Annotated in this window: 8 protein-coding genes; 2 read left to right on the forward strand and 6 right to left on the reverse strand. The window is 59.8% G+C overall.

Features of this window, described 5'->3' with window-relative positions; genetic code table 11:
- Positions 1 to 56: 56 nt before the first annotated feature.
- Complete coding sequence (locus DPQ25_RS09520; protein WP_112332949.1) at positions 57 to 806, forward strand: ABC transporter ATP-binding protein; 750 nt, start codon at positions 57 to 59, stop codon at positions 804 to 806.
- Here DPQ25_RS09520 and DPQ25_RS09525 read toward each other — a convergent pair.
- The 4 genes from DPQ25_RS09525 to DPQ25_RS09540 form a co-directional block, all read right to left on the reverse strand.
- The gene (locus tag DPQ25_RS09525) at positions 758 to 1,417 is read right to left on the reverse strand and encodes a GNAT family N-acetyltransferase (protein WP_112332950.1); all 660 of its coding nucleotides are present in this window, start codon (positions 1,415 to 1,417) and stop codon (positions 758 to 760) included. The two genes, DPQ25_RS09520 and DPQ25_RS09525, sit on opposite strands and share 49 nt — an antisense overlap.
- Before the next feature lie 72 nt (positions 1,418 to 1,489).
- Positions 1,490 to 3,436 carry an NAD(+) synthase gene (locus DPQ25_RS09530; RefSeq protein WP_112332951.1) on the reverse strand — a complete coding sequence of 649 codons (1,947 nt, stop codon included), beginning with the start codon at positions 3,434 to 3,436 and terminating at the stop codon, positions 1,490 to 1,492.
- A gap of 146 nt (positions 3,437 to 3,582) precedes the next feature.
- Complete coding sequence (locus tag DPQ25_RS09535; RefSeq protein WP_177576971.1) at positions 3,583 to 4,557, reverse strand: glycosyltransferase family 2 protein; 975 nt, start codon at positions 4,555 to 4,557, stop codon at positions 3,583 to 3,585.
- Positions 4,558 to 4,818: 261 nt separating this feature from the next.
- Positions 4,819 to 6,534, reverse strand: coding sequence for a VanW family protein (locus tag DPQ25_RS09540; protein ID WP_112332953.1), 1,716 nt, complete (start codon positions 6,532 to 6,534; stop codon positions 4,819 to 4,821).
- A 343-nt stretch (positions 6,535 to 6,877) separates the two neighbouring features.
- On the opposite strand from DPQ25_RS09540, the gene DPQ25_RS09545 reads away from it, so the two are divergent.
- On the forward strand, positions 6,878 to 8,023 hold the full coding sequence (locus tag DPQ25_RS09545) for an MGDG synthase family glycosyltransferase (protein ID WP_112332954.1): 1,146 nt from the start codon (positions 6,878 to 6,880) through the stop codon (positions 8,021 to 8,023).
- A 118-nt stretch (positions 8,024 to 8,141) separates the two neighbouring features.
- On the opposite strand, the gene DPQ25_RS09550 is transcribed toward DPQ25_RS09545, so the two are convergent.
- Both DPQ25_RS09550 and DPQ25_RS09555 read right to left on the reverse strand, forming a co-directional pair.
- Positions 8,142 to 11,183 carry an alpha-amylase family protein gene (locus DPQ25_RS09550; RefSeq protein ID WP_112332955.1) on the reverse strand — a complete coding sequence of 1,014 codons (3,042 nt, stop codon included), beginning with the start codon at positions 11,181 to 11,183 and terminating at the stop codon, positions 8,142 to 8,144.
- A 55-nt stretch (positions 11,184 to 11,238) separates the two neighbouring features.
- On the reverse strand, positions 11,239 to 11,934 hold the full coding sequence (locus DPQ25_RS09555; protein WP_112332956.1) for a DUF2461 domain-containing protein: 696 nt from the start codon (positions 11,932 to 11,934) through the stop codon (positions 11,239 to 11,241).
- Positions 11,935 to 11,959: the final 25 nt, after the last annotated feature.

Consider the following 11,959-nt stretch of genomic DNA (forward strand, 5'->3'; position numbering starts at 1 on the left):
GTCTTGTCGTTCCACTCAAGCCAACCATCATGCGTCAAAAGGGAGATGTACGTGCCATGCCGTTTATTGTATTAAGGGATATTTATAAAATTTACAACCGGGGAGAAAACGCGGTCCACGCGCTGGACGGTGTTTCCATGACGGTGCAGGAGGGCGAATTTCTCGCCATTGTCGGGCAGAGCGGCTCCGGCAAATCGACCCTGATGAATATCCTCGGCTGTCTGGACCTGCCCACCGCGGGCGATTACCTGCTCGGCGGAAAGGATGTCGCCGCCATGGGCCAGCGCCAGCTCTCCCACATACGCAACCAAACGGTGGGGTTTATCTTTCAGGGCTTCAACCTTGTCAGCGGCCTCAGCGCCCTGGAAAACGTAGAGCTGCCCCTCGTCTACCGCGGGATGGAGAAAAAGGAGCGCAGGCAGCTGGCGCTCGACGCCCTGGAGCAGGTCGGCCTCGGCGGGCGCCTCCACCACAAGCCCACGCAGATGAGCGGCGGACAGCAGCAGCGGGTCGCCATTGCGCGGGCCATTGCCGCGCACCCGCCTATGATTTTGGCGGACGAGCCCACCGGCAACCTCGACTCTCATTCCGGCGAGGCCGTGATGGAGATCCTGCATGCTCTGAACCGGGAGGGCCGAACCGTCATTCTCATTACACACGACAACGGCATCGCCTCCACCGCCAGGCGCACCGTCCGCATCCAGGACGGGCGGATCATCGCGGACTCGCAGGCCGGGCCTGTGTCCGGCGGGCGCTCTCAGCCGGCCTGTCCGTCCTGGGCGTCCTCAATCACCTCATCGACATAGCTTTCCTGAGAATCCTCCAGCAGCTTGCGGCGATGCGGCAGGTACGAAAAGCAATACTCATACATCTCAGCCACCGTCCGCAGCTGGATGTCGCGGGTGATGCGGTTCCGCTTAAAGGGCTTATAAAATAAGTACATGGGCAGCGCGCCGCCGTCGGTCGGCAGCTGAAAATCTGCCCGCAGCGGCACGGCCCCCATCTTTTTGTAAAAGCCCAGGCGGCGGCGCTGCTTTTCCGCCAGGGCGGCATCCTCCTCGCAGATGTATTCAACCGAGAACAGCATGCCCAGCGAGGCATCGCCGAAGCGCCTGCACAGCGCCTGAAACAGGCTGCCGCCATAGCCCATGCCCTTGTACTCCTCCAATATTGCAATGTAGTCCAGCCACACGGTGATGCCGTCCTGTGGGTAGAACATCAGCGCATAGCCGATCAGCGCGTTATCCGATGCACGTTTATAAAGAAAAATCTGATAGCGTCCCTTATCAATCAGGCTGCGCAGAATTTCCTCCGGGTAAAGCTCCTCGGGCGGAAACTGCTGGCGCAGGTTTTCGTAAAGAGAGGGGATCTCATCCATTCCCGCCGCGCAGAGCACGGCCGCGTTGCCATTGTTCATGTGGAATTCTCCTTTAAAGCATGTATTTAATCGATTGGATCCGTCAGGGAGCCGGCCAGCCGGGAAGCGCCCTCACAGCGTCTCCAGCTCCGCCAGCCACAGTGCCGCGCTGGCATCGCTCGGCATCCGCCAGTCGCCGCGCGGGGAGAGCGTCACGCTGCCCACCTTGGGGCCGTCCGGCAGGCAGGAGCGCTTAAACTGCTGGGCAAAAAAGCGGCGGAAGAAAATATTCAGCCAATGCCGCACGGTTTCGCCGCTGTAGGCTCCTGCAAATGCGCGGCAGGCCATGCGATAGATTTTCCCGGGCCCGAAACCGAAGCGCAGCACATAGTAGAGGAAGAAATCGTGCAGCTCGTAAGGGCCCACAATGTCCTCGGTGCGCTGGGCGATCTCCCCCTCCTCCGGCGGCAGCAGCTCCGGGCTGACCGGTGTGTTTAGAATATCCTCCAGCACGGCGCCGAGCTCTTCGCCGCCGGCCGCGCCGTCCTGCCGGGCCCGGCGGGCAGCGTGGGCCACCAGGTGCCGCACCAGGGTCTTGGGGATGGACGCATTGACGGCATACATACTCATGTGGTCGCCGTTATACGTCGCCCAGCCCAGCGCCAGCTCGGAAAGATCGCCGGTGCCGATGACCAGCCCGCCGTTTTGGTTTGCCAGGTCCATCAGCACCTGGGTCCGCTCCCGCGCCTGGGCGTTTTCATAGGTGACGTCGTGGTTCTCCGGGTCCTGGCCGATGTCCCTGAAATGCTGCAGAACCGACGCGCCGATGGGCGTCTCTCTGAACTGCGCATCTAAAAGCCCGGCAAGGCGCTGGGCGTTGGACTTTGTGCGCATGGTTGTGCCGAAGCCCGGCATGGACACCGCCAGGATTCCCGCCCTTGAAAGGCCCAGCGCGTCGAACGCGCGCGCCGTTACCAGCAGGGCCAGCGTAGAATCCAGGCCCCCGGACACCCCGACCACCGCGTTTTTCGCGCCGGTATGAGCCAGCCGGGTGCGCAGGCCCGCGGCCTGCAAATTCAAGATTGTCTCACAGCGGGCCTCCAGATGCTGCGCATCGCGCGGAACAAACGCCAGCGGCTCAATCTTCCGCCGAAGCTCCAGCCTCTCGACCGGCATAGAGAACACGACCTCATGCGTCGGCCCAAAGGGCTCCGGGGCACGGGCGTTGCGCCAGGTAGTGGTGCGGCGGCGCTCCGCCAGCATGCGCTCAAGGTCGGCATCCGCCGTGATAAGGCCTGTCCCGAACGGCTGTGACTCCGCCAGCAGGGCGCCGTTTTCCGCAATCACATTGTGCCCGGCGAAGACCAGGTCCGTGCTGGACTCACCCTCGCCCGCATCCGCATAGGCATAGGCGCACAGCGTCCGCGCGGACTGCCCCTGCACCAGGCCGCGGCGGTACTCTGCCTTGCCGGCAATCTCGTCGCTTGCGGAGAGGTTGAGCATCAGGGTCGCGCCCCCTGCCGTCAGCCGCACATCCGGCGGGCAGGGCACCCACAGGTCCTCGCAGATCTCCACGCCCAGCACCAGCTCGGGCATTTCTTCACAGCGGAACAGCAAGCTGTTGCCAAGCGGCGCCCGCTGCCCGGCAAAGCAGACCTCCAGGTAACCAGGCGCGGCAGAAAAATGGCGCGCCTCGTAAAACTCCCCGTAGTTGGGGATGTTGGACTTTGCAGCCAGGCCCAGCAGGCGGCCCCTGCACAAAACAGCGGCACAGTTGTAGAGCTCGCCGCCCACCGCCACGGGAAGGCCCACGGCGGCAACCAGGTTCAGCCCCTCGGTCTCCTGAAGCAACCGGCGCAGCGCCTGCTCCGCGCCCGCCAGCAGCGTTCCGCTTTGAAAGAGGTCCCCGCAGGTGTACCCGGTCAAGCAAAGCTCCGGGAACACCATTGCCTGGACGCCCGCCCCGGCGGCCTCTTCCATCAGGCGCCGCACCGACTCCCGGTTGGCCTCACAGTCCGCCACCTTGATGCGCGGCGTAGCGGCGCCTACCCGGACGAAACCGTCATTATGATATGCCATGAAAATTCCGCTCCTTTACCGGCTGCGGGGGGAGCCCTCAGCCCTGATATTCAACACCGGATGCGCGGCTGGGGCCCGGCCCGCCGGCATCAAGTAAGCAGGCAAACCAGATATCGGCTGATTTGCCTGCCCTGTCCTTCTGCATGTCAGATAATATAATTTTTTTGCAGCCGGCAGGGGGCTTCCACCACCTCGTAAAGCCGGGCGATGTCCTCCACCGTAAAATCCTGTGCATCGCAGATGCGCAGCGCGTGCGTCACCTGCCGCATATTACGGGCCAGCCCGCGCAGGTTCTTTTCTTTCCAATGAAGGCCGGCTACGTACATCCAGCACCACAGGCAGGTCTTGCGGACCAGGCCGCCAAAGCTGCGCCGGTACTGCCGGTAAAGCTGGTTATTCTCTAAAAACAGGCGCGTGATGCCCACCGCGCGGATATAATCGCTGATTTTTTTTGCGTCCATGGTTCCCAGGGTGCTGGTCTCGCGCATGTTGTAAAAATACAGCGCCTCATTGATCATCGCCACCCGGTTTGCATGGGCGAACACGGCGTTCATAATTGCGAGGTCCTCAAAGCACATGGTTGGGAACTCCACCTCATAATCCGTAAACAGGCGCTTGCGGATCAGCTTATTCCAGGGCAGGCTTTGAAGCTGCGTGTCGCGCAGGATTTTTTTCATGGCGGCCTCTGTAGAAAGCACACCCGTACGGCAGCGGAACGGGTACTTGAAGAGCAGGCCGTTTTTGCTGCCCCTGAAATAGTAGTAGCAATAAGCAATGTCCGCGCCGGTTTCCTCGCAGGCGCGGTACAGCTTCTCCAAAAACTCGGGCTTGACAAAATCGTCGCTGTCTATAAAGGAAAGGTACTCGCCGCGCGCCTGCTGAATCGCCAGGTTCCGCGCCTTTGCCTGCCCCTCGTTTTTCTTGTGAATTACGCGGATAAAATCATATTGCCGCGCGTAGGAATCCAAAATTTCAGCGGAGGCATCGGTGGACCCATCGTCCACAGCGATAATCTCATAATCCCGAAACGTCTGGTTGACGAGCGACTCCATACAGGCAACCAGAAACTCCTCCACGTTGTAAACGGGCATAATCACGCTGATCTTCGGTGCTTTCTCCATAAACATCACTTCCTCTTTTCTGCAAAAGCCGGGCGGCTCAAAGGGCGCCGGAACGCCCCGCCTGCGAAGGGCTCCTCCTGTTTTCTTCGCCGGTTACCATTCTATTGTAGCACACTTTTAATAAAGAATCACTTGAATTTGAGGGAAATCTAAAAATTTCCAGCCCCTGCCGTGCATTTTCCGCTCTGCCCGCAACGCCGGAAGAAAGCCTGACTTTTACATCAGGCTTTCCTTTTATTTCCGTATTATGCCGGGGGCCTGCTACTCCTCCCGCTCACCCTGCTCCGGTGCAGCCGAGGGCTGGGAGGAGTCCGGCGCCGCAGAGGAGGACGGCTCGGAAGAAGACGGATTTGAAGAGGAGGGGGCGGAGGACGGCTCCACCACCGGGGGTTTCGGCGCGGCGGACGAGCTGGGCGACGGCTTTGCAGAGCTGGCGGGCGAACTGCCGGCGCTGTCAATATCCGTTCCCGGCCCATAGGCCCAGAAGGCCGTGGCCGGCGGATAGTACGAGCTCGTCAACGCCTCTGTTTTAACGACCTTTCCGTTTTTGTAATAAACCCGCTGTGCCGTCGCACGGGCGCCGGCACGGGCCGCCGTTTTGCGAATTTCACCCTTGGCGAGCGTACTGTCCTCCACATAGGTGATGCCTTCCTTGGCTGCGATGACCTCCGTGCGCTGTGAGGTCACCTCAATGCGGTCATAGTCCGGGGACTGGTATCCATAGAAGGTAGCCGTCAGGGTACGGCCGTTTACGCTGGTGACAATATAAAGCGGGTACTTGCTTGTATTTTTAAATTTCAGGTCCTGATAGGGGTAGTTGACCGCGGCATCCTGCCCAATGGGGCAATAGGTGGACTGGATGGAATGGTTGGAGCGCTGGACAATCTGCACATTTGAGCGCAGCGCAGCGCCGTAAATGGTAGTGGACGCCTGGCAGATACCGCCGCCGTAGGCCTGTGACATCCGCCCGCCGACAATTGCGCCCGCCGGGCGGTAGCCCTGGGCCTTGCCGCACGGGCCCGCCGTCCCCAGGAAGGAGAAGGTCTCGCCGGCCTTCACGCAGGTGCCGTTGATGGAAAGCAGCGCCTTGGTCATGTTGTAGGTGCCGTCCACGGTGTTGGTGGAAACCGTGCTGTAGCTGCCCAGCTTCTGGATGTTCCCCTCCAGGTCGCTGGAATTAATATTGAAGTCAATTTCCTTTGTCGTTATTGCCACCGTACCGGTCCCGTCCTCGCTGTCAAGCAGCACGGCGCGCACGTCCTGTTTCAGCTTTTCCTCATCGACCTGCACGCCCTTGACGCCCTCTTTAAAGCTGAATTTCCCGGTACTGCTGTTGAAAGCGGAGATGGTGGCGTCCTCCGGCTCACGGTTGATCTCAGCGCAGATGGGCTCAAGCGCCGCATCGATGCTGGCCTCGTCCAGCTCGGTTTTCACCTCAAAATCCTTCGGTTTTTTCTCCAGCGCCCTCACCTGCTCCAAGCGCTCCTCATCCGTCCCCTTGCGGCCGTACTCGAACGCCTCCTCAAGCACCCCGTCCAAATTAGAGGTGAAGGTGAGGTTTTCTTTTGTAATATGCCAGGATTTTTCCCCGTAGGTCAACTCAGCATCATAATCCTTGTCCGCCTGCGGCAGCTTTTCCTCCAGGGCCTTTCTGGCCTCCTCCTTCGTCATGCCGCCCACATCGACGCCGCCAATCAGAATGCCGTCATAAAAGGTGTTGGTGTTCAGGGCCTCCAGCTCAGAGGAAACGCTTGAGCTCGTCATAGACGGTACACCGGCCTGCTCCCCCTGGCTTCCGGAGAGCAAAAAGATCACCGCAACCACAACGGCGGCAATTAAAACGGTACACGCAATACCGATGCCAATGTATATTTTCTTATTGGGGCCGCCGTTTTTTACCGGCGGTTCCGATGAATTTGAATAGATATCCTGCTGTGTATCCGCCAGATTCTGGCTGTAATTTTTATTCTTGGCCATGGGCTTCCTCCAAAAAATCAACCGAAAGGCCGCTGAACGCAGGCCCCCGGGCTAAGATAATTCCCCAAAATAATAATCATTTTGAGCTATGTTAATCATAGTCCATTTTGCCTAAAAAGTAAAGTTACAGCTTTATAACATCTTCATAAAATTCAGGGCAATTTTACGCCCACACCGGGCCGCAGCAGAAAACTTTTTAGCCGCGGACGGAATCCGATGGCTTTTGACGGAAAAATCATATATAATAAGAATAAATAAACCCATACAAGGCAAGCCCCTGCATATGGGCCTGCTAAAACCTGTATAAACGGCGGCCTCGCCGTGAAAGGTGGAACCTGAAACGATGAAGATCTTAATCCTGTCGGCTGCCGCGGGTGGCGGCCATCTGCGGGCCTCCTACGCCATACAGTCCTACATTGCCGCGCACAGCCCCGGCGACACCGCCGAGGTTGTCGATGCCCTCAAGGCCATCAACGTTGTGCTGGACAAGACCTGCTGCGGCGGTTACCATTTCCTCGCCACAAAGACGCCGAAAATATTCGGCCAGCTCTACCGCGCCACCAATGAGGAAAACCCGCTCTATTGGCTGGTGGACGGCTTTAACCATCTTATCAGCCAACGGCTTCTGCCGCTTATCCGGGAGAAAAACCCGGATCTCATCCTCTCCACCTACCCCTTTACCACCGAGATGGTCTCAAAGCTCAAGGAGCGGGGCAAAATCGACATCCCGCTCATCTGCCTGATGACCGACTACGGCCCCCACCGCACCTGGATCGCCAAAAAGGTGGACGCCTATGTGGTGGCCAATGAGGAAATGGTGACGCGCATGGAGGCGCTCGGCGTCGCCAGAGATCAAATTTACCCGTTCGGCATTCCGGTCAACGGCGTCTTTTTTACCAGCGCCGACAAGGAGGAGCTGCTGAAAAAGCTGGAATTAACCCCCGGGCTTTCCGCCGTTTTGATTATGGCGGGCAGTTTCGGCGTCAACAACATTAAAAAAATCTACCAAAGCCTGATCGAGCTCCCTACTCCCTTTCAGATCATCATCATTACAGGCAAAAATAAAAAGCTGTATGCGGACTTTGAGGCCATGATTCCCCGCAGCCCCAAGCCCGTCAAGCTTGTCTATTACACCAATGAGGTGGAAAATTATATGCGCGCCTGCGACCTGCTGATTACCAAGCCCGGCGGCCTTACGGTTTCAGAGGCCCTGGCCTGCAACATCCCCCTGGCGGTGTTTGACGCGATTCCCGGGCAGGAGGAGGACAACGCGGATTTTCTCATCTCCCATAACATGGCTGTGCCACTGGATTCGGGCAAGCACTGCGCCGAGGCGATCCGCACCCTGCTGGAGGACCGCCAGAAGCTGCTCGCCATGCGCGACTCCTGCGTGGCGTTCGACAAATCCCACGCAAACGAGAACATCCTCACCCTGGCGCACCGCCTGGTGGAAAACCGGATCAAAAGCAGCCCCAGGGCAGAAAAATAACGCTGGAAAAGCCGGAAACATGCGTCAAGGCACAACAGCGCAAGATAAAAATCCGTATTGTATTATTTATCAGAATAATACAATACGGATTTTTAAATCTATAAAGCGAGCCGCCTAATCAGGATTCTATGTTTAAATCCCGGTAGGCGTGCAGAACCGCGCCGCCCGCGTCACATAGGAACAATGCCGCGCGCCCGGCCTCCACGGCAAAGCGGTAGGCCCTTCCAGTCTCACGGTCGGTAAATCCAATATCCGTGTCCACACCGTTTTCAGAGACCGCCACGAACAGGCTGGCGCCCGTTGCGGAAAATTTCAGCTTGCGGAGCAGCACGCCCGGCTCGAACGCCTCCGGTTCGATGTCGCTCACATAGCCGGCGCAGCCGAGCGCATAGCTGTAAAACGCCCGCAGCAGCGTGTGGTTGCCGTTCAGCTCCAGGGGCAGACTGCACCAGATCCACTGGCCCTTGCCGCTGGGAACCCGCACGACCGCATTGCCGCCCCCGTCCGGCGCAGCCTTATCGACAAACGCAAGGGAATCTCCGCTGTAGCTGGCAAAATAGACGGCGCCGTCCAGCTCCAGCTTTTCCTCCCGCTGCGCCGGCAGAATCTCCGCCGTGCTGCTGAGCCTGCCCAACCGTTCCGTTTTGGTCGTAAAATATTCATCCTGGCAGTAAGCGCCGGTCAACACGATGGCCGCTCCTTTCTCCGCGAGTGCCGAAAGCGCGGCGAAGCAGCTGTCTGTTAGAATCCGCGGAGAGGGAACAATCACCACGTCGTAGTCCATGCCGGCACTCAGCTCATATTCGCTGACAGCCTGAAACGGCACCTTCAGCTCATAGCCCAGTACCCGCGACACCGTGACAAGAATCTGTTCGGCGCAGTTGCGCACGGAAAACAGGTTGGAGAACGGCAATACAACCGCGACCCTTTCCGGCCGCAGATCCCCCATATAGGGCGCGCAGGCCCGCATGAAGCGCCCGTAATCATAGCTTACATCCGCCTCCGCCTTCTGGCTGCCGTCGGCCAGGAGCGCGCCGATGTGCGCCTCGTTGAGGTTATCCATCTGGCAGTTTGTATTCCACAGCCAGTGGACGGCGCCGGCACAGCCCGCGCCAAAGGCCAGGCCGTACTTGCGCTCCAGGATATTGCGCGTCTCATGAAAGCTGCGGCGGGCCCGCCCGTCGGCGTTTGCCACATACATAATGCCCGTCTCCTGAATCAGCGCCGGCTGTCCCGCAGGCTTGGCGAATACACCGTCCTGGTAGATGCCATCCATGAGCCACCAGGAGTGGTTGCAAACATAGTCCGTACAGCAGCTAAACAGCAGCGGGTGCGGCTTTTTGCCCGGCAGGCTTTCATCCTGCCCCACCGTGACCAGCTGGGTGTTTCCCTTTTGGCGGATAAAATCAGACATTTCCCGAATCCAGCCATTCATCACCTGCATGGTAAACAGGTGGTAATCAAAGGCCGGAAAGCCGTTGACCGCTTGCGCATAGGTGGGGTCGTCGTTAAAGCAGCCCTCCTCGGGCAGCGGGGCCGACTCAAAATCCGGGCAGGCATCCGCGCTCACATTCCAGCGCTCCTGCAGCCGTTCGGCTGTGCCATGTACCCGGCGCAGGTAAGCCCGCCAGGCCGCCAGCTCAAAGGCATCGCCGTTGGGGCGGGAGGACCACAGCCGCTGCGGGTTGCAGACCGATGGCTCGTTGATCAGATCCCAGGACACCAGCCCGCAGTTCTCCGCCCTGTCCAGAAAAGCGGCGATGTAGCGCTTCTGCGCGCGCAGGCTGTCGGGGTCCAGGTAACAGTTGACGCCCTCCCACTGCTCCGGGGTAAAGGCAAAAAAGCAAAACACCAGCGGCATGTCATGCCTGCAGGCGGTGTGGACCATGGCTTGGAAGGCGCGCATGACGCCCTCGTCCGGGTGCCCGTCGATAAACATCACCTGGCGGTAAGCCGTCCATACCCCGGTGCGCACCATATTGATGCCCGCGCGCTTCATCTCCGCGAAATCCTCGTCCCAGCGGCAGGGGTTGGGCAGGAAGAGGAACTTGCGGTGCAGGTCCGACTGCATATAAGTCATGCCCACCACCGGCAGCGCCTTCCCGTCCTTGAGGAAGTAATCCCGGCCGCAGCTAACCGTGCCGGCGCTGGCCAGCAAACCGGCATCATAGCCCCAAAAGCCCTGGCGGTACCGCCGGGCAGGCTCGCCCTCCACGGTGAGCGCCGCCTCCACACGGTAAAAGCCCGCCTCCACGGCAAAGGGCAGAACCAGCTGCTCATAGCCGATCTCCGGCTCCAGCCGCAGCGCCTGTTCCTGAGCCCAGAGCGTCCTGCCGTCCTTTTGCACCGCCAAGCTGAGCCGGGCATCCCGCGCGCCCCGCAGGCTTTCATAGGCCAGCTTCAGCGTGGGGGCCTCCTGCGGGTAATAGAGCGCGTAGCCGGGCTGCGGGTAGAAACGGACGGCGCCGGCGGCGCTCAGATCCGCCAGCCGCCCGAGGATCTCCGCGCCGCCGTGGCTCCAGAAGGCTTCGGACGGATTTTGGTTGATCAGGATATGGCGGGCGCCCGCCATCGGGCCGCGGAAGCATTCGATCATCTCCACACAGGCGGCTACCGGGGCCCCGTTCGCCCCGACAGCCTGGATTAACGGGACAATATCGCCGTCAATCGGCCCGGAGGAACCGCAGGCGCCCGGGTGGTCATCCGCACTGGTGAATTGTACAATCAGCCCCTGGGTATCGGTGAGCTCAAAGGCCTGCAGGCTGCCGGCCAGCACCGGAAAATCCGCGTTGCAGCGGAGCTGCTCCTGCCGGGCCCGTTCGATGGGGATGCTGTTTTGGATCATCAGCCTTTTATGGTAGGCTGTCTGCGGGCGTTCGGCATACCATTCCCCGCCGCTCCGGTAAACCGGGCGGGAAAGCGGCGCCTCCGCCGAGAAAGAGAGGTAGCCCATTCCCCGCTTCAGCCCGTCCGACAGCTCCTTCCACCATTCCTTTGGAAAATATTTTCCATGCAGGTTCACCAGCACCGTAGTTTCCGCCGGCAGCGGCCCGGTAAAGGACATCAGATTAAACTGCTCCGACAGCCGCGCCAGATCGGCTTCGGAGGGCCGTACGCCGTCAAACGGCGCGGTGGGGTCGTAAATCAGCGTATATTTCATGTTTTCCCATCCCTTTTATCCATTATAGCTCGAAAAATGCCGCCGGGCCAATCGCTCACGGCGTGCGGGCCTGATGCTGACGCTCAACCTGCGCGGCGCGCAGCAAAAACCGATAGATGGGGGCAAGCAGCCGGAAGTCCTCTGCCAGCTTGTCCGCCAGCCCCTGTGAAAACAGCAGGGGAAAATCCGCGCTCTGTGCGGTAAAGCAGATCTGCCGCCGTTCCAGCCAGGCGCGCAGCTGCTCCGGCTGATCCGGGTAATGCGGGCGCTTGTAGCAGCCGCCGGTCAACGCATAGACCTTCTGATGCTCAAACGCGCGCCGGGCCCGCTCAAAAGCCGCGTCGCCCGCAAGAATCAGCGAGCGGTAGGCGCTCATATAAGAAGCGGAGGCGGCATAGTAGCCGCAGCCGTACTCAAAGCCCCGCTCACTAATTTCAAAATACAGCCCCGGCATCTCGGTGCCGTGCATGCGCCCGCGCTTAAAAATGATCCACATATTGTCCCGGTAAAGCGATTTATCGTGAGAAAACCGCGTGTCGCGCCGGATGCGGCAGATGGTGCGGTCCACCCGCGGCTCGGTGGCAAACTCGCCGTCAATCTCCAACACGCACGGCGTCAGGGCGCGCACCAGCTCCTGCAGGGGCGCCAGCACCAGCCTGCGGTAATCCTCCTTGTGCGCCTCAAACCATGCCCGGCTGTTGTTCAGCCGGTTCTCAAATAAAAAATCCAGCGTCCCCGCCGAAAATGCCATTTTGCTCCTCCTTCCCCCGCTTCCC

This window comes from Hydrogeniiclostridium mannosilyticum (assembly GCF_003268275.1).
Lineage (GTDB): Bacteria > Bacillota > Clostridia > Oscillospirales > Acutalibacteraceae > Hydrogeniiclostridium > Hydrogeniiclostridium mannosilyticum.